The following is a 16,285-nucleotide window of genomic DNA, read 5'->3' on the forward strand; positions in this document are numbered from 1 at the left end:
GTGTGTAACCACCTTGGTGACTCGTAATGAGGGCGGACATTCTACGGCAAACCCATTGAATCGCCAATCCTTCTCACTTATTCATAAGCTACATTTATTAACGCACAACGATATAAACGTAAAAAGTTCTCGTTTGCGGGATAAAAGTGACCTGACGCAATATTTGCGTTTTGCTGCTTAATGATAATGTTGTCACAAAAAGTGAGGGTGACTGCATGGATAAACTACTTGAGCGTTTCTTACATTACGTTTCGCTGGATACCCAATCTAAGCCGGGGGTCCGACAGGTGCCAAGCACCGAAGGCCAGTGGAAGCTGCTAAATCTGCTGAAAGAGCAGCTGGAGGCCATGGGGCTGGTTGATGTCACGCTCAGCGAAAAAGGGACCGTGATGGGAACGCTGCCGGCGAATATTGACGGCGATATCCCGGCAATTGGCTTTATTTCTCATGTCGATACCTCACCTGATTTTAGCGGTAAACACGTAAACCCGCAGATTGTTGAAAACTATCGCGGCGGTGATATTGCGCTGGGCATTGGCGACGAAGTGCTGTCGCCGGTGATGTTCCCGGTACTGCATCAGCTGCTGGGGCAGACGTTAATCACCACTGACGGCAAAACCTTGCTGGGGGCCGATGACAAAGCGGGCATCGCCGAGATCATGACGGCGCTGGCGGTGCTGAAGGGCAAAAATATCCCACATGGCGATATCCGCGTGGCCTTCACGCCGGATGAAGAGGTTGGAAAAGGCGCAAAACACTTTGACGTTGAGGCGTTTAACGCGCAGTGGGCCTACACCGTCGACGGTGGCGGCGTGGGTGAACTGGAGTATGAAAACTTTAACGCGGCATCGGTGACGATCAAAATCGTCGGGAATAACGTGCACCCGGGGTCTGCGAAAGGGGTGATGGTGAATGCGCTGTCGCTGGCTGCGCGTATTCATGCGGAAGTGCCCGCCGAAGAGAGCCCGGAGATGACGGAAGGGTATGAGGGTTTTTATCATCTGACCAGCATCAAGGGGACCGTGGACAGCGCGCAGATGCACTATATTGTCCGCGATTTCGACCGCAAAGCCTTTGAAGCACGCAAACGTAAGATGATGGAGATCGCGAAAAAGGTCGGCAAGGGGCTACATCCGGATTGCTATATTGAACTCATCATCGAAGACAGCTATTACAATATGCGCGATAAGGTGATGGAGCATCCGCATATTCTTGATATCGCCCAGCAGGCGATGCGCGATTGTGACATCGAGCCGGTGATGAAACCGATCCGTGGCGGTACCGATGGTTCACAGCTGTCGTTTATGGGCCTGCCGTGCCCGAACCTGTTTACCGGTGGATATAACTACCACGGCAAGCATGAATTCGTGACGCTGGAAGGGATGGAGAAAGCGGTGCAGGTGATCGTGCGGATAGCGGAGTTAACCGCGAAGCGGTAATGTTTTATGCCGGGTGGCGGCTACGCCTTACCCGGCCTACATTTCGATCGTAGGCCCGGTAAGCGCAGCGCCACCGGGCAATGGGCAAGGAGTGCCAATGTCAAACTACCGCCGCCACTACATCCCCGGTGGGACCTGGTTTTTCACCGTCAATCTGCAAAACCGCCAGAGCGATTTACTTACTCGCCACATCGACAGCCTGCGTTCCGCTACCGCCACGGTTAAGCGTGCGAAGCCCTTTACCATTAACGCCTGGGTTATCCTGCCTGAACATATGCACTGTATCTGGACCCTGCCGGAAGGAGACAGTGACTTTTCAGCGCGCTGGCGCGACATCAAAAAAACGTTTAGCCGCAACATTGAAATGCGCCACGTCTGGCAACCGCGTTTCTGGGAGCACACTATTCGCAATGAGCAGGATTATCGGCGGCATATGGATTACGTCTACATCAATCCGCTGAAGCATGGCTATGTCGGGAAAGTCGTCGACTGGCCATATTCAACGTTTCATCGGGACGTGCGGGAAGGGTTATATCCGGCAGACTGGGCGGGTGAGATTGAGGATTTTGCGGCGGGGGAGCGGAAGTAAAACAAAGCCGGGTGGCGGCTACGCCTTACCCGGCCTACATTTCGATCGTAGGCCCGGTAAGCGCAGCGTCGCCGGGCATTAAAGCGGCTCAGTCCTCAAAAAACCAGTACCCGCTGTTCACCAGCGCGGCCAGCATGGCGAGGAAGGAGGGATCGTCCAGTGCGTCGCCAAAGGTATCCGCAGTCAGCACCATATGGCTGGCAATCGCTTCCAGCGCCGGGCGATGCGGAGAGTCCAGGCGCTCGCCGTTGACGAATACCTCTTCGCCAATGCGCAGTACGCGTAATCCGCCCAGACGAACCAGCTTATCGCCCTGCTGGAGCGCATCATAAATTTCATCTGCCTGATACGGCGGCTCTGGCGGTGCGACGTCCAGTTCGTGACGCGACTGGCTGATAAACTCGCCAAACCACTGTCTGAAGTGCTCCGGTTCGTTGATCAGATCCAGCATCATCCCGCGCAGCTTATCCAGCTCCTCTGGCAGAATATCCGCCGGGTGCTCACGCGCCGGAACGTCCGGATCGCTGTAACGGTAGCTGCCCAGCTCACGCTGTAAAACATAGTCAGCAAATCCGCTGATCATCTCGCGCCCGCTTGGCGCGCGGAAACCAACCGAATAGTTCAGCGAGTTCTCCAGGGAATAACCTTCATGCGGGAAGCCCGGTGGGATATAAAGAATGTCACCTGGTTCCAGCTCTTCATCAATGATCCCTTCAAACGGATCAACCTGAAGCAGATCCGGGTGCGGGCAGTGCTGCTTCATTGGCACTTTTTCGCCCACGCGCCAGCGACGGCGACCGGTACCCTGAATGATAAACACGTCGTACTGATCCAGATGCGGACCCACGCCGCCACCGGGAACGGAGAAGGAGATCATCAGATCGTCCATTCGCCAGTCTGGCAGGGCGCGGAAGGGACGCATTAAGGCTGCGGTGGGTTCGTGCCAGTTGTTGACCGCCTGCACCAGTAAAGACCAGTTGTTTTCGCCCAGATGATCGTAGCTTTCAAAGGGACCGTGGCTGACCTGCCATTTCCCGTCCTGGTGGCTCACCAGACGGCTGTCTACCTCGTTTTCCATCGCCAGACCAGCGAGTTCGTCAGGAGAAATAGGGTCGATAAAATTGCTGATCCCGCGTTTAAGAACGACCGGGCGTTTTTGCCAGTAACGTTCAATAAATTCGGGCCAGTTAAGCGTTAATTGATAATCCATATTTTTGTATTCCGCAGGCTCTTACTGAGACGGATTATAACGGAAGCACCGCCCCCTGACTGCGAGATCCGCGTATTTTTCACATTTCGGGTCAACTATCGTTCGATACGGGATGCTGGCGGCCAAAAATGACTTCCATACGGGCACCGCCCAGCAAACTTTCACCGGTTTCAATCTTGCCCTCGTACTGATCGACGATTTCCCTGGCGACGGATAATCCGACGCCCTGGCCTGGCCGCAGCGTATCGGCGCGCTGGCCGCGATCGAACACCACTTCGCGTTTATTACAGGGAATGCCAGGACCATCATCCTCAACGATAATATGCAGTTCGTTATCCGTTACCCGCGCGGACACCTCGACAAACTCCAGACAATATTTGCAGGCGTTATCGAGCAGGTTTCCCATCACTTCCATAAAGTCATTTTTCTCACCGACAAAGCTAATTTCCGGTGAGATATCCAGACTGATGTTGACCCCTTTACGCTGGTACACCTTGTTCAGCGCAGAGGTGAGGTTATCCAGCAGCGGGGCTACCGGGTGCAGTTCACGGCTCAACAGGGCGCTTCCGGAACGCATGCTCGCGCGGTGCAGGTAATAGCCGATCTGCTGTGAAATACGGCTGATTTGTTCCAGCATCACCGGCTCGGCGTCATCCACGCTCATTTTCGAACTGCGCATGGAACGCAGGGTACTCTGCATCACGGCCAGCGGGGTTTTCAGGCTGTGCGTAAGGTCGGTGAGCGTCGTGCGATACTTGTCGTAGCGTTCACGTTCGCTTTTCAGCAGGCGGTTGAGGTTGCGCACCAGGCTGGTCAGCTCACGCGTGGTCTCCGGGTTTAGCTTCTCGCGGTGATGTTCCTCCAGCTCGCGCACCTCTTTGGCAAGGGATTCAATCGGGCGGAGGCTCCACCACGCAGCAACCCACAGGAGAGGGATCACCAGCAGCAGGTTGGCAGCCAGAACATACACAAACCAGTTCCAGACCATATACGAGCGTTTCAGCTCAACCGGTATGGTATCGATCACCACAATGGTTAACTGCGGCATGTTCAGGGTGGCGGGGTAAAGGTTGATGGCCACAGAGTGGGTCATCTCCGTGTCGTCATCTTCGGCACGGATCTCATTTAGCTTGATCTGTAAGGCGCGATCGTCACGCAGCAGGCTGCTGGTGGAGTTGAGGTCGGCTTCTATTTCATGAAAACCGTTGGTTTTCAGCCATTCCGGACGGATGCGCTTTTTCAACCACGGGACATCGCGCTGGGCCCAAAGCAATTTCCCTTTTTCATCATAGATCAGCGCCAGCGTCGGGCTCTGCTGATTCAGGTTTTCCGGCATCTCGACGGTGATTCGGTTGTTCTCCCACTTCGCCAGGGTATAAAACAGGTTACTTTCGCCGCGAAGCAGGCGGAAGGTGGTTTTATCGAAGCTCACGCTATAACCGACCAACGCCACCATCCCATAAGAGAGCGACAGCACCAGCACGACGGCGGCGGTTGCCAGCAAAAAGCGAACCCGCAGCGAAAGGGGTAAAATGTGGCGCAATATCCCTTTCATTTAGCGTAATTCGAACAGGTAGCCCTGACCACGCACGGTGGTGATCACGTCATGCGGGTACTGCGCCTGAATTTTTTTACGCAGGCGACCCATCAGCACGTCAATGGTGTGGCTTTCGCGCAGCTCGGCATCCGGATAGAGCTGAAGCATCAGGGAATCTTTGCTCACCACTTTACCGTTGTTACGGATCAGCGTTTCCATGATGGTGTATTCGAATGCGGTCAGCTTGATCACTTCATCATTAATAGAAAATTCGCGGCGAGAGAGGTCCACCTGGAACGGCGGCAGAGAGATAACCTGTGACGCCAGCCCGCTGTTGCGGCGCAGCAGCGCCTGCATACGCGCAGCGACTTCTTCAATATGGAAGGGTTTGGTCACGTAGTCATCCGCGCCAGCGCTCAGGACTTCAACCTTGTCCTGCCAGCCTTCGCGGGCAGTCAGCACCAGTACCGGCAGGGAAACGTCATGGCTACGCCAGCGGCGGATAAGGGACAATCCGTCTTCATCCGGCAGCCCTAAATCGACAATGGCGATGTCCGGCAGGTGTTCATTGAGATAATAATCGGCCTCTTTTGCGTCTTCAGCATCATCCACCTGATGACCCATCTCCTGAAGTTGAACTTTCAGGTGATGGCGTAGCAATGCGTTATCCTCAACAACCAGTACGCGCATCATCACTTCTCCCTTTATAAATGGTATGAATAGTTTAACGCTGATTATTCAGGTTGACACCAGCGCAATGAAATTAAATGATTTTTTTCATGCTCCCGAACACAGGGGGGGATGACGCCAGGCACCTGATTATTAAGTATGTTGACCTGAGCCTGGTTCATATCACCCACCCAACTCACGTAAGCCTCATGCGCCCCCAGCAGGCGCGGGTAATATAAACTGACTTGTTTTCGCAAGCTTTCGCAATCCCGATAAAACAGCCATCCGTTTATGAACTGTTGAAGGCGAGTCGCTTTTTGGACAGCACGGGCACGCCAGTTTTGTAAATATTGCCCTTTTTTTTGTAAGGATGTTCTCACTATGCCTGGCTTTGTCTACGCTTATTTTATGGTGCGAAATTAGATTTGCATAAGATGTGCCAGAAAAGCAGCATTTTTACACAACAAAACAGCAATATAGCGAGTAAAGAGGACTTTATGGAATGGAAGGTTGTTGAGACTATTGCGAGCCCGGAAAGCGGAACCATCTTTTGCAAAGTTGAAACACAGTATGGCCTGAATTATATCCTGTGGTTAAAGGGAGATTATTACGTTCGTACAGGTGAAATCATCACCACTTCAAACCAGGGGATCCTGATTAACGATCGGCGGCGTAGAGTATGGATAGCGCAGGCAATGCCCTTTACATCAATAGGCTGGATGGGGTTCATACAGAAAAACGCGTGTCCAGGCAACCGACAGGAGATGGATCGCCCGTGCACGGCTGAAATCCCGTGCCAGTTCAAACTGTGCCCGTTCGGCTTAAAACGGTATATTCCGGAAAGTTATTCCACGGCAAAAAATAACATTCAGCCTGACGGCAGGCTCTAATCCCGGCAAAACAGATAATGTGACGTGAAATGTCGGCTCGATGATGTAAAGCAGCCCCCTTTCCAGGTGGAAAGGGGGAAGGGCGATTACTTCAGCTCGTCAACCATAGCGATGGCACGGCCAATATAGTTTGCCGGGGTCATCTCTTTCAGGCGCGCTTTTTCTTCTTCTGGCAGCGCCAGACCGTCGATAAACTGTTTCATACCTTCAGCATCAACGCGTTTACCGCGGGTCAGCTCTTTGAGTTTCTCGTACGGTTTTTCGATGCCGTAACGACGCATCACGGTCTGAATCGGCTCCGCCAGCACTTCCCAGTTGTGATCCAGCTCGTCCAGCAGACGGTCGCGGTTAACTTCCAGTTTGCTCACACCTTTCAGGGTGGACTGGTAGGCGATCAGCGCGTAGCCAATACCTACGCCCAGGTTACGCAGCACCGTGGAGTCAGTCAGGTCGCGCTGCCAGCGGGAGACCGGCAGCTTGCTCGCCATATGCTGCAACACGGCATTCGCCAGACCCAGGTTACCTTCGGAGTTTTCGAAGTCGATTGGGTTCACTTTGTGCGGCATGGTGGACGAACCGATTTCCCCGGCGATGGTCTTCTGCTTGAAGTGGTTCAGGGCGATGTAACCCCATACATCACGATCGAAGTCGATCAGGATGGTGTTGAAGCGCGCAATGCAGTCAAACAGCTCGGCGATGTAGTCGTGCGGCTCAATTTGGGTGGTGTACGGGTTCCACTGGATCCCCAGAGAGGTCACAAACTCTTCGCTGAACTGGTGCCAGTCCACTTCCGGGTACGCGGCGATGTGGGCGTTGTAGTTACCCACCGCGCCGTTGATTTTGCCGAGGATCTCAACCTGCTCCAGCTGACGATACTGGCGTTCCATGCGGTACGCCACGTTCGCCATCTCTTTACCCATGGTGGATGGGGTTGCTGGCTGGCCGTGAGTACGGGACAGCAGCGGAATGTCGCGGTATTCCACGGACAGCGCTTTCACCGCATCAATGATTTTACGCCAGTAAGGGAGTACCACTTCTTTCCGCGCGGTAGAGAGCATCAGCGCGTGAGACAGGTTGTTAATATCTTCAGACGTACAGGCGAAGTGAATAAACTCAGAGACCGCGTGCAGGGCAGGGACGCTTGCTACTTTCTCTTTCAGGAAGTATTCAACCGCTTTCACGTCGTGGTTGGTGGTGCGTTCGATGGTTTTAATGCGCGCGGCATCTTCTTCGCTGAACTCAGCAACGATTTTATCAAGGTAATCGTTTGCCTTTGCGTCAAAAGCAGGAACTTCCTTGATTGCTGTCTGGGCGGCCAGCTTTTGCAGCCAGCGTACTTCAACCTGAACACGGAACTTCAGCAGGCCATATTCGCTGAAGATCCCGCGCAGCGCGCTGACTTTATCGCCGTAGCGTCCATCGACAGGGGATACGGCGGTCAGTGAGGATAATTCCATAATTCGCAACTCCGGGAGGTTAACAATGAGCAAGAATTTGTTTTGCCTGAGTCGTCAGGCGATGACGAGAAAACATTAACTGTAGGCGGCCACCGCCGACCTGTTGCCACAGCACGGCGGCACGGATGCCTGCCAGCAGCGAGGCGCGTACCTTCGCCTGTACCTGTGGGCTTTGCAATACGGCAGGCGAACCGGTGACCTGAATACGCGGGCCGAGCGGGCTAATCACGTCAACGTAGATACCGGCCATCGCGCTGAGCAGGGTCTCAGACTGGAGGTCAAAGTGGTCGAGCTGGCACTGTAGCCCGGCGATGCGGTCGCCCAGGGTATTCATTGCGCCTTTTGCCGCATTAAGCTTACGTTCCAGCACCATCAGGCTTAAGGTGTAGCGGGTCAGTTCCGCGTTCAACCCCTGACGGTTGCTGGCGTTGAGCACGCCGAGCAAAGTTTCAAGACCGAGACGAAGATTGGTTTCACTGCCGCCAAAGACGCCCAGCGTGGAGCCTGGGTTAAGATCGATAACGCTGTTGAGTGAAACGTGCAGGGCATCAGCGTCGCAATGACCCTGATGCGCCAGCTGTTGCACCAGACGGGCTGACTGGCAAATTCCCGCCAGCGCCAGGGTGATGTCATAATAGTTCTTCGCCACACGGTCTCCTTTATGTGTGCAAACGGTTTAAACAGCAGGCAGCGGCAGGCGCTGTTCAATGATCCCACCGCCGAGGCAAATTTCGCCGCTGTAGAAAACAGCAGACTGGCCAGGGGTAACGGCGGAAACCGGCTCGTCGAAACGCACGTCAATGCGATCGTCATCCAGTGCGGTTACGGTGCAAGGGATGTCCGTCTGGCGGTAGCGCGTTTTCACTGTGCAGCGTAGCGTGCCTTTCAGCGGCTCGCGATCGACCCAGTGCAGCTGTTGCGCGATCAGTCCAACGGACATCAGGCGCGGGTGGTCGTGACCCTGAGCCACAACCAGAATATTGTTTTCGACGTCTTTGTCGACCACGTACCACGGATCTTCGCTGCCCTCTTTGGTGCCGCCGATACCCAGACCTTTACGCTGGCCGAGAGTGTGGTACATCAGCCCCTGGTGCTGACCAATCTCATCGCCGTCAACGGTGACGATTTTGCCCGGCTGTGCAGGCAGGTAGCGCCCCAGGAACTCGCGGAATTTACGCTCGCCGATAAAACAAATACCGGTGGAGTCTTTTTTCTTCGCGGTAATCAGATCCAGATCTTCAGCAATCTTACGCACTTCCGGCTTTTCCAGCTCGCCGACCGGGAACAGGCTCTGGGCAATCTGTTCGTGGCTCAGCGTATAGAGGAAGTAGCTCTGATCTTTGTTGCCGTCCAGGCCGCGCAGCAGCTGGCTTTTGCCATTCACATCCGCGCGACGCACGTAGTGGCCGGTCGCAATGTAGTCTGCGCCCAGGTCTTCCGCGGCGAATTCGAGGAAGGCTTTGAATTTGATCTCTTTGTTGCACAGGATATCCGGGTTTGGCGTGCGGCCCGCTTTGTACTCTTCGAGGAAGAGTTCAAAAACGTTGTCCCAGTATTCTGCGGCAAAGTTAACGGTGTGCAGTTCGATGCCGAGCTTATCGCACACGGCCTGCGCATCGGCGAGATCCGCAGCGGCAGTGCAGTATTCCTCGCCATCGTCTTCCTCCCAGTTCTTCATGAACAGGCCCTCCACCTTATAGCCCTGTTGCTGCAACAGGTAGGCGGAAACGGAGGAATCGACACCGCCGGACATGCCGACGATTACTTTTTTCTGGCTGTTATCTGACATGGAATACTCACGACATTGAACTTCAAGGCGGCGTATTCTATCACGCCCCCCCACCATTGACACCCTCTGTAAACGGCCAGTTAAACTCTGCAATGATATCCAGCGGCAGGCGCGCCGCAGACTGCCAGCAGCGGATGCTTTCCGCCACCAGCGGCGAACGCAGGTTTGGCGCGTTCAGGATCTCCTCGGCAGTCACCCACAGGCAGCGATCGATATCGTCGTCGTGCGGTTCAGTGGCGCACGTTTCGTTAAGTTCAACGGCGAATAAGAAGCGCAGGAAAGGCGTCTGGTCAGGCGCTATCCACTGATGCATACGGATAAAATGCTGCGGTTCGGCGCGGATACCCGTCTCCTCCCACAGCTCACGGGCTGCCGCCTGGCGTAAGGTTTCATTGGCTTCAAGATGCCCGGCAGGCTGGTTCCACAGCGCTTTGCCGTTGATGGTTTCTTCCACCACCAGGAATTTCCCCTGCGCATGGACCACGCAGGCGACCGTAACATGAGGTTTAAACATCAGTTCTCCTTAGGGGTAACATCCCGCCATTCCCCGTTTGCCAGCGAGTCCAGCGTGTAGCTGCCCATGGCATAGCGAATGAGTCGCAGGGTAGGGAAGCCCACATGCGCAGTCATGCGCCTGACCTGTCGGTTGCGGCCTTCATAAAGGGTGATTTTAAGCCAGCTGGTGGGAATGGATTTCCGCTCACGAATCGGCGGGTTGCGCGGCCATAGCCACTCGGGTTCATTCACGCGCTCAATACCAGCCGGCAGGGTGGGACCGTCGTTCAGCGTTACGCCGTTACGCAGTTTTGCCAGCGACGCGTCGTCCGGCTCGCCTTCAACCTGCACAAAGTAAATTTTCCCGGTACGCTTGCCCGGCTGAGTGAGCCTGGCCTGGAGCACGCCGTCATTGGTGAGCACCAGCAACCCTTCGCTGTCACGATCCAGACGTCCCGCCGCGTACACTCCCTGAACGGGAATAAAGTCCTTCAGCGTGCTGCGCCCGGCCTCGTCGGTAAACTGCGGCAATACATCGTAGGGTTTATTGAACAGTATGACCCGCGTTGGCTGGGGTTCTGGCGTTCTTCTGGTGGCTTGTCGTGAGCTGAATCGCTCAACCCGGTGTTTTCTAAAAGAAGTTTTCGTCATGGTATTTTCAGGCGTTATCAATTGCCGCATTATAGCCTAATAACGAAGACCTTTCATGGCGTCGGACAATCAGGTACTATCGGAAGGCTCATTACAATTTATTAACATAAGATCAGTAACAACCAGAAGCGCTCGAAGGAGAGGTTAATGGAAAGCAAAGTAGTTGTTCCGGCGGAAGGTAAAAAGATCACCCTGCAAAACGGCAAGATTAACGTTCCTCACAACCCGATTATCCCGTTCATTGAAGGCGACGGTATCGGCGTAGACGTTACCCCGGCAATGCTGAAAGTGGTTGATGCCGCTGTTGAGAAAGCCTACAAAGGCGAGCGTAAAATTTCCTGGATGGAAATTTACACCGGTGAAAAATCGACTCAAGTTTATGGCCAGGACGTCTGGCTGCCAGCCGAAACGCTGGACCTGATCCGCGACTATCGCGTTGCTATCAAAGGCCCTCTGACCACACCAGTTGGCGGTGGCATTCGCTCCCTGAACGTGGCGCTGCGTCAGGAACTGGATCTGTATGTGTGTCTGCGTCCGGTGCGTTACTACCAGGGCACCCCAAGCCCGGTTAAGCACCCGGAACTGACCGACATGGTTATCTTCCGTGAAAACTCAGAAGACATCTACGCCGGTATCGAATGGAAAGCGGACTCTGCTGATGCAGAAAAAGTGATTAAATTCCTGCGCGAAGAGATGGGTGTGAAGAAAATTCGCTTCCCTGAGCATTGCGGCATCGGCATCAAGCCATGCTCCGAAGAAGGGACCAAGCGTCTGGTGCGTGCCGCCATCGAATACGCTATCACCAACGATCGTGACTCTGTGACCCTGGTTCACAAAGGCAACATCATGAAGTTCACCGAAGGCGCGTTCAAAGACTGGGGCTACCAGCTGGCGACCGAAGAGTTCGGCGGTGAACTGATCGACGGCGGCCCATGGCAGAAAATTAAGAACCCGAACACCGGTAAAGAGATCATCATTAAAGATGTGATTGCCGATGCGTTCCTGCAACAGATCCTGCTGCGACCTGCTGAGTATGACGTGATCGCCTGTATGAACCTGAATGGTGACTACATCTCCGATGCGCTGGCCGCGCAGGTGGGTGGTATCGGTATCGCCCCGGGCGCGAACATCGGTGACGAGTGCGCCCTGTTCGAAGCAACTCACGGTACTGCACCTAAATACGCAGGCCAGGACAAAGTCAACCCAGGCTCTATCATTCTGTCCGCAGAGATGATGCTGCGTCATATGGAATGGTTCGAAGCCGCAGACCTGATCGTTAAGGGTATGGAAGGCGCGATTAACGCGAAAACCGTCACCTATGACTTTGAACGTCTGATGGAAGGCGCTAAACTGCTGAAATGCTCAGAGTTTGGCGACGCGATTATCGCGAACATGTAATCCACTCGCTGGGTTAAATGACAACGGGAGCCTGAGGGTTCCCGTTTTTTATGCACACAAGACGGAAACAACGCTATGAACCATGATATCCCGCTCAAGTATTATGACATCGTCGACGAGTATGCGACTGAAACGGCGAAACCGGTAGAAGAGGCAGAGCGTACGCCGCTGGCACACTATTTCCAGCTGCTGCTCACTCGCTTATACAACAATGAGGAAATCAGTGAAGAGGCGCAGCGGGAGATGGCTGTCCAGGCGGAGATAGACGAAGCGCGCATTGACGATATTGCGAACTTCCTGAATCAGTGGGGCAATGAATAACGCGTCATCGCGCTGAGTCTGCCAGCAGCCTGGCGAGGTCGTGCCGGGTTAGCGACTTTGAAAAGTACCAGCCTTGTACGAGGGCATCGGGGTATCTCTGCGCGATGAACTGATATTGCGTTTCGCTTTCAACCCCTTCAAAAACCAGGGTTTTGTGCAGTTTAGCGAGCGCGTCGCTGAAGATCACCAGGATATCCTGTTTATAGTGCTCGCTGATGCCGTCCACTAACGACTTATCCACCTTGATTTCGTCATATTTGAGATTTGATAGCCTGGCCAGATTAGAGTTTTGCACACCAAAATCGTCTATTGAAATTTTGACGCCTGCCGATTTAAGCTCCTCACAAAACTCTTCAAGGATGGCCGCGGTGGAAACGCCATTTTCGGATAACTCAACTTTGATTAACGATAAGGGAATCGCGTTCTCTGAGCATTCATGACGTAATACCGCCAGGAATTTGCCGTCTTCAATTTCCGTCCGGCCAACGTTCAGTGAAATCATTAACTGATGTTCAGCGGCCAGCGCGGCAATTTCCGCCAGGGATTTCTTTATCATGTTCTGATAATAAACGTTATACAGGCCAATTTTTTTAATTAACGGGATAAACAGCTCAGGAGAAACCTCTTTGTGATTGTTATCCTGCCATCTTGATAACACTTCAACCCCGACGATTTTCTTATCAGCAACCCGAATAACAGGCTGAAAATGAACGCTGATGGTATTCGCTTTTACCGCTTTGACCAGCGTTCGTTCCAGAGAACGTCGGTCTTCATAAAGTCGAAGAGAAAACAGCGTCAGGGATACCCAGATAAAGTATAAAAACAAGCACAGAAGCACCATCACTACGTGGGAGAGCGAAGCCAGTCCGGCATCATGGTGTGTGACGGTAACGCACAAATCCCAGCGTGTACTGCACTCTGTCACAGCCAGCGTAAATAACAGAGACTGTAAGCGGCTGAAGTTTTCTGATGGCGGCGTAACGGTGAAAAAGGTGCGGCCGAAATCTTTAGTGGAAGAACGAAGCGAATAGTTGGCGGTAACGGGGGCAAATTTATCGTAGGCTGAACGGGAGGTGAAGATAATAAGGTGGTTATAGATTGTCGCATTGCCGACAAAGAAATCTTTCTGCGAAAACTGCGCCAGGCTGAAACCGTTCTGGGTATTATGCAGCTCAGAGGGAAGGGCGATGGGATTTGCCAGCTTGCCCCAAAACGCGGTGCAGGTGATTTTCCCCTTTTCAATAAACCCCACATCGGCGAAATAGAGACTTCGCATCTTTAATTTTCGGTAGACGTTCAGACTGGCGCTATCGCATCCCTGCGCGGAGGTATTTTTAAGCGTACTGGCGATATTTTGCGTTAACTCTTCAGAATAGCTTAAGAGCGTGTGGGAGATCTCCCTCTGCCGGTTCTTTTGCTGCTCAGCGATAATGGCGTTAACAGCATACAGCGACAGGACGACCATAAAGGTTGAGATGATAGCAACGGCAATGGCCTTCTTCATTTTCCTGTTGTCCCACCACGTCCTGAGGTGCAGGGATCTTAACACAGGTCATAAAAGCTACAAGTATGAGAGTTGAGGCTGCACGGAATCGAAAGGAAAGCCACCATGCCAGGCTCCTTTCATATCAGAACCACTCAAACCGTGTTGAGAGCAGTAGCAGTAACGTACTGGCAGAAACAAGATTAAGGCAGATGACAAACTTGCTTGATACGTTCATGTTATCAACGTTTTTGTTGTTCAGTAGCCACCGAGAATAGCGTTTCACCTCCACTGAAGAAACGCCAGATTTTGGTGGGTTCGCGCAAAAAAAAGCCCACTCAAGAGTGGGCAAGAAATACTGGAAGCAATGTGAGCAATGTCGTACTGAATACCTGAGTGATTTGCTCAACTATTCAGTAATGAGAAAGATAATCTTTCTCAGTAAAAGATGCAACCCCACGATGAGTGTGGAACGGCATTTTTTTACTGCTCATATTTTAATCAAACGAACCGTGTGATTCTTATCACAAATTTCCTTTCTCAGATCCTGTGCTATCCTTTTCTGTGTCGTTGATTTAATGACAAAAACCATACAGAGAGGAAAGCTATGGGAATTTTATCCTGGATTATCTTTGGGCTGATTGCGGGGATCCTGGCGAAGTGGATTATGCCGGGCAAAGATGGCGGCGGTTTCATCGTCACGATCATTCTGGGGATTGTGGGTGCAGTCGTCGGTGGCTGGATCAGTACCCTGTTCGGCTTTGGCAGAGTTGATGGCTTCAACTTCGGCAGCTTTGTCGTCGCGGTGATTGGCGCGCTGGTTGTTCTGTTTATCTACAGAAAAATCAAAAGCTAAAGCTGACCTGAGTTAAAAAAGGCTGCCTGACGGCGGCCTTTTTACTTTGGGCGTTACCACCAGCCCAACTGCGTACCGGCGACGGCCACGATGGCGACAATCAGCATGATGATGGTCGTTTTTCTCATTTAAGCCCCCGGCGCGGCGTAACCACCAAGGAAAAACCAGCCTAAAAACACCACCGCCGTGATAAAAATAACCACCGGAAAGAGGATCCCTATTCTCATGCCATCACCTGTTTGAGTTTGTATAAGGCCGTAGAGTGTACGATTTTAATCTAACGCGACAAAGCCTGTTTTGCTTTTTCCTTTTTTATCCTGATACATCGCGAGGTCTGCGGTGCGCAGGGCGCTATCTTCATCAGTGCGGTGAGGATCAACAATAACGACGCCAAGGCTTGCGCCGGGATAAAGAATAGTGGCATTACCTAACCCGTATTCGCCCGCAATAAGACCATTGAGGCGGGTTTTGATTGCGTTGACCTCTTTGCTGGCGTCGCCATCATCGCTGTGACTCAGGCTGGCAACCAGAAATTCATCGCCGCCGAGCCGGCCAATAATCTCATCCTGCGTTTGCTCGTGAGTCAGCCGCTTGCCGACCTGTACAAGGAAGCGATCGCCCGCCTCATGCCCGTACTGGTCATTGATTCGCTTGAAATCATCGAGGTCAATAAAGGCCATCATGACGTTGCGGTTAAGATGGCGCGCCAGTGAGAACAGGGTGGTAAGGTTTTCAAAAATGGCGCGACGATTCGGCAGGCCGGTGAGGGCGTCGGTGTAAGAGTGGGCAATGAGCGCCGCATTTGCTTCGCGAAGCTGAAGCACAAGCGACTCTTTGTGAATGTACTGACCAATTAACCCGGCAAAGAGCCTGATCACCTGCTCGCCACGCTCGCTGAACTGTTTCTGTGCGGTGCTGGCCGCGCAAAGCGTGCCATACAGAGAACCGTCAGCCAGGTGAACCGGCACGCTCATATAGGTTGTAATGCCCAGTGCTTTGGCCGCTTCACACTCCGGCCAGCGGTCGGGCACCTCGTTACTGAACAACGTGTCGCTGTCGATGGCGCGCTTACACAGCGTTTCGTCCCAGGGCACGCTGAATCCTTCAGGGATCTGCATTTGCTTGCTGTTACGGGCATATAAAATGTGCTGCAAACGCGCATTGATATCGACTTTCGTCAGGTAGGTTGATTCCATATCCGTCACAATTTCCAGCATTTCCAGTAGCTGACGCACCAGACTGTCGAGAGATTGCTCAGTGGAGAGGGTTTCCGAAACACGGGCAAGAATGATATCTGACATGAGGCAGGATGACTCCCATGCAGAAGACCTCTGTATCTGCATGTTGTGCTGAAAATATAGACTCCAGCCATAGTAAAACATGAACAGGATTAATTTTATAGATTCTTCTGAAGGCGGATTAGGGGGAGGCTAAAAAAAAGCCCCGATGTTGAGATCGGGGCAAAACATCTTGATTACGGAATGATGTTCTCTGGTCAGTG

The 16,285-nt window shown here is 53.0% G+C and carries 19 protein-coding genes; 6 read left to right on the plus strand and 13 right to left on the minus strand.

Annotated features, from left to right (window positions below):
* Window positions 1-215: 215 nt before the first annotated feature.
* On the plus strand, window positions 216-1,439 hold the full coding sequence (pepT, locus tag LOC22_RS19140; protein ID WP_006809220.1) for a peptidase T: 1,224 nt from the start codon (window positions 216-218) through the stop codon (window positions 1,437-1,439).
* 97 nt (window positions 1,440-1,536) lie between these two features.
* Window positions 1,537-2,028: an REP-associated tyrosine transposase gene (locus LOC22_RS19145; protein ID WP_017384707.1), complete on the plus strand. Its 492-nt coding sequence runs from the start codon at window positions 1,537-1,539 to the stop codon at window positions 2,026-2,028.
* An 88-nt stretch (window positions 2,029-2,116) separates the two neighbouring features.
* Here the strand turns inward: LOC22_RS19145 and LOC22_RS19150 are convergent, their stop codons facing one another.
* The 3 genes from LOC22_RS19150 to phoP all read right to left on the minus strand — a co-directional run bounded on the left by LOC22_RS19150 (window position 2,117) and on the right by phoP (window position 5,465).
* Window positions 2,117-3,238, minus strand: a complete 1,122-nt coding sequence (locus LOC22_RS19150) for a cupin domain-containing protein (RefSeq protein ID WP_017384706.1) — start codon at window positions 3,236-3,238, stop codon at window positions 2,117-2,119.
* A gap of 91 nt (window positions 3,239-3,329) precedes the next feature.
* Window positions 3,330-4,793, minus strand: a complete 1,464-nt coding sequence (gene phoQ / locus LOC22_RS19155) for a two-component system sensor histidine kinase PhoQ (RefSeq protein ID WP_032634007.1) — start codon at window positions 4,791-4,793, stop codon at window positions 3,330-3,332.
* A complete protein-coding gene (gene phoP, locus LOC22_RS19160; RefSeq protein WP_026094318.1) occupies window positions 4,794-5,465 on the minus strand; it encodes a two-component system response regulator PhoP in 672 nt (223 codons plus the stop codon). It abuts the gene before it with no gap.
* Between the two features lie 413 nt (window positions 5,466-5,878).
* Here phoP and LOC22_RS19165 point away from each other — a divergent pair, with 413 nt between their 5' ends.
* Entirely contained in the window at window positions 5,879-6,334 is a 456-nt protein-coding gene (locus LOC22_RS19165; RefSeq protein ID WP_045907473.1) for an anti-adapter protein IraM, read from the plus strand.
* 86 nt (window positions 6,335-6,420) lie between these two features.
* On the opposite strand, the gene purB is transcribed toward LOC22_RS19165, so the two are convergent.
* From purB to rluE, 5 genes are read right to left on the minus strand one after another with little or no spacing between them, the layout of a single operon-like run.
* Window positions 6,421-7,791 (minus strand): adenylosuccinate lyase, encoded by a 1,371-nt coding sequence (gene purB, locus LOC22_RS19170; RefSeq protein WP_017693620.1) that lies wholly within the window; start codon window positions 7,789-7,791, stop codon window positions 6,421-6,423.
* 19 nt (window positions 7,792-7,810) lie between these two features.
* Complete coding sequence (hflD, locus tag LOC22_RS19175; protein WP_126805229.1) at window positions 7,811-8,440, minus strand: high frequency lysogenization protein HflD; 630 nt, start codon at window positions 8,438-8,440, stop codon at window positions 7,811-7,813.
* Between the two features lie 27 nt (window positions 8,441-8,467).
* On the minus strand, window positions 8,468-9,580 hold the full coding sequence (gene mnmA, locus LOC22_RS19180; RefSeq protein WP_032103856.1) for a tRNA 2-thiouridine(34) synthase MnmA: 1,113 nt from the start codon (window positions 9,578-9,580) through the stop codon (window positions 8,468-8,470).
* Window positions 9,581-9,620: 40 nt separating this feature from the next.
* Window positions 9,621-10,094, minus strand: a complete 474-nt coding sequence (locus LOC22_RS19185) for an NUDIX hydrolase (RefSeq protein WP_015570797.1) — start codon at window positions 10,092-10,094, stop codon at window positions 9,621-9,623.
* Window positions 10,094-10,756 carry a 23S rRNA pseudouridine(2457) synthase RluE gene (rluE, locus tag LOC22_RS19190; protein WP_017693618.1) on the minus strand — a complete coding sequence of 221 codons (663 nt, stop codon included), beginning with the start codon at window positions 10,754-10,756 and terminating at the stop codon, window positions 10,094-10,096. The genes LOC22_RS19185 and rluE overlap by 1 nt, the downstream gene beginning before the upstream one ends.
* A 117-nt stretch (window positions 10,757-10,873) precedes the next feature.
* On the opposite strand from rluE, the gene icd reads away from it, so the two are divergent.
* Window positions 10,874-12,124, plus strand: a complete 1,251-nt coding sequence (gene icd, locus LOC22_RS19195) for an NADP-dependent isocitrate dehydrogenase (RefSeq protein WP_003857898.1) — start codon at window positions 10,874-10,876, stop codon at window positions 12,122-12,124.
* Between the two features lie 75 nt (window positions 12,125-12,199).
* Window positions 12,200-12,445 (plus strand): YmjA family protein, encoded by a 246-nt coding sequence (locus tag LOC22_RS19200; protein WP_015570796.1) that lies wholly within the window; start codon window positions 12,200-12,202, stop codon window positions 12,443-12,445.
* Window positions 12,446-12,449: 4 nt separating this feature from the next.
* Here LOC22_RS19200 and LOC22_RS19205 read toward each other — a convergent pair whose 3' ends face one another.
* Window positions 12,450-13,949 carry a cyclic diguanylate phosphodiesterase gene (locus LOC22_RS19205; RefSeq protein WP_023296321.1) on the minus strand — a complete coding sequence of 500 codons (1,500 nt, stop codon included), beginning with the start codon at window positions 13,947-13,949 and terminating at the stop codon, window positions 12,450-12,452.
* Between the two features lie 124 nt (window positions 13,950-14,073).
* Entirely contained in the window at window positions 14,074-14,166 is a 93-nt protein-coding gene (yncL, locus tag LOC22_RS19210; protein WP_071524166.1) for a stress response membrane protein YncL, read from the minus strand.
* A gap of 369 nt (window positions 14,167-14,535) precedes the next feature.
* Between yncL and LOC22_RS19215 the strand changes: the two genes are divergently transcribed.
* On the plus strand, window positions 14,536-14,784 hold the full coding sequence (locus LOC22_RS19215; RefSeq protein ID WP_003857896.1) for a GlsB/YeaQ/YmgE family stress response membrane protein: 249 nt from the start codon (window positions 14,536-14,538) through the stop codon (window positions 14,782-14,784).
* 53 nt (window positions 14,785-14,837) lie between these two features.
* Here the strand turns inward: LOC22_RS19215 and yoaJ are convergent, their stop codons facing one another.
* The 3 genes from yoaJ to LOC22_RS19225 are packed head-to-tail and all read right to left on the minus strand — an operon-like array spanning window position 14,838 to window position 16,085.
* Window positions 14,838-14,912, minus strand: a complete 75-nt coding sequence (gene yoaJ, locus LOC22_RS22330) for a protein YoaJ (protein ID WP_015570794.1) — start codon at window positions 14,910-14,912, stop codon at window positions 14,838-14,840.
* Window positions 14,913-15,011 carry a YoaK family small membrane protein gene (locus LOC22_RS19220; protein WP_015570793.1) on the minus strand — a complete coding sequence of 33 codons (99 nt, stop codon included), beginning with the start codon at window positions 15,009-15,011 and terminating at the stop codon, window positions 14,913-14,915.
* Between the two features lie 45 nt (window positions 15,012-15,056).
* Window positions 15,057-16,085: a sensor domain-containing diguanylate cyclase gene (locus LOC22_RS19225; RefSeq protein WP_230239125.1), complete on the minus strand. Its 1,029-nt coding sequence runs from the start codon at window positions 16,083-16,085 to the stop codon at window positions 15,057-15,059.
* Window positions 16,086-16,285 lie beyond the last annotated feature (200 nt).

The organism is Enterobacter sp. AN-K1, from assembly GCF_020971765.1.
Classification (GTDB): Bacteria; Pseudomonadota; Gammaproteobacteria; order Enterobacterales; family Enterobacteriaceae; genus Enterobacter; species Enterobacter hormaechei_C.

What these genes read in the sequence shown, in the direction of transcription:
- pepT (WP_006809220.1), top strand. Translation starts at nt 216, where the DNA reads ATGGATAAACTACTTGAGCGTTTCTTACATTACGTTTCGCTGGATACC.
- LOC22_RS19145 (WP_017384707.1), top strand. Translation starts at nt 1,537, where the DNA reads ATGTCAAACTACCGCCGCCACTACATCCCCGGTGGGACCTGGTTTTTC.
- LOC22_RS19150 (WP_017384706.1), bottom strand. Translation starts at nt 3,238, where the DNA reads ATGGATTATCAATTAACGCTTAACTGGCCCGAATTTATTGAACGTTAC.
- phoQ (WP_032634007.1), bottom strand. Translation starts at nt 4,793, where the DNA reads ATGAAAGGGATATTGCGCCACATTTTACCCCTTTCGCTGCGGGTTCGC.
- phoP (WP_026094318.1), bottom strand. Translation starts at nt 5,465, where the DNA reads ATGCGCGTACTGGTTGTTGAGGATAACGCATTGCTACGCCATCACCTG.
- LOC22_RS19165 (WP_045907473.1), top strand. Translation starts at nt 5,879, where the DNA reads ATGTGCCAGAAAAGCAGCATTTTTACACAACAAAACAGCAATATAGCG.
- purB (WP_017693620.1), bottom strand. Translation starts at nt 7,791, where the DNA reads ATGGAATTATCCTCACTGACCGCCGTATCCCCTGTCGATGGACGCTAC.
- mnmA (WP_032103856.1), bottom strand. Translation starts at nt 9,580, where the DNA reads ATGTCAGATAACAGCCAGAAAAAAGTAATCGTCGGCATGTCCGGCGGT.
- LOC22_RS19185 (WP_015570797.1), bottom strand. Translation starts at nt 10,094, where the DNA reads ATGTTTAAACCTCATGTTACGGTCGCCTGCGTGGTCCATGCGCAGGGG.
- rluE (WP_017693618.1), bottom strand. Translation starts at nt 10,756, where the DNA reads ATGCGGCAATTGATAACGCCTGAAAATACCATGACGAAAACTTCTTTT.
- icd (WP_003857898.1), top strand. Translation starts at nt 10,874, where the DNA reads ATGGAAAGCAAAGTAGTTGTTCCGGCGGAAGGTAAAAAGATCACCCTG.
- LOC22_RS19200 (WP_015570796.1), top strand. Translation starts at nt 12,200, where the DNA reads ATGAACCATGATATCCCGCTCAAGTATTATGACATCGTCGACGAGTAT.
- LOC22_RS19205 (WP_023296321.1), bottom strand. Translation starts at nt 13,949, where the DNA reads ATGAAGAAGGCCATTGCCGTTGCTATCATCTCAACCTTTATGGTCGTC.
- yncL (WP_071524166.1), bottom strand. Translation starts at nt 14,166, where the DNA reads ATGAACGTATCAAGCAAGTTTGTCATCTGCCTTAATCTTGTTTCTGCC.
- LOC22_RS19215 (WP_003857896.1), top strand. Translation starts at nt 14,536, where the DNA reads ATGGGAATTTTATCCTGGATTATCTTTGGGCTGATTGCGGGGATCCTG.
- LOC22_RS19220 (WP_015570793.1), bottom strand. Translation starts at nt 15,011, where the DNA reads ATGAGAATAGGGATCCTCTTTCCGGTGGTTATTTTTATCACGGCGGTG.
- LOC22_RS19225 (WP_230239125.1), bottom strand. Translation starts at nt 16,085, where the DNA reads ATGTCAGATATCATTCTTGCCCGTGTTTCGGAAACCCTCTCCACTGAG.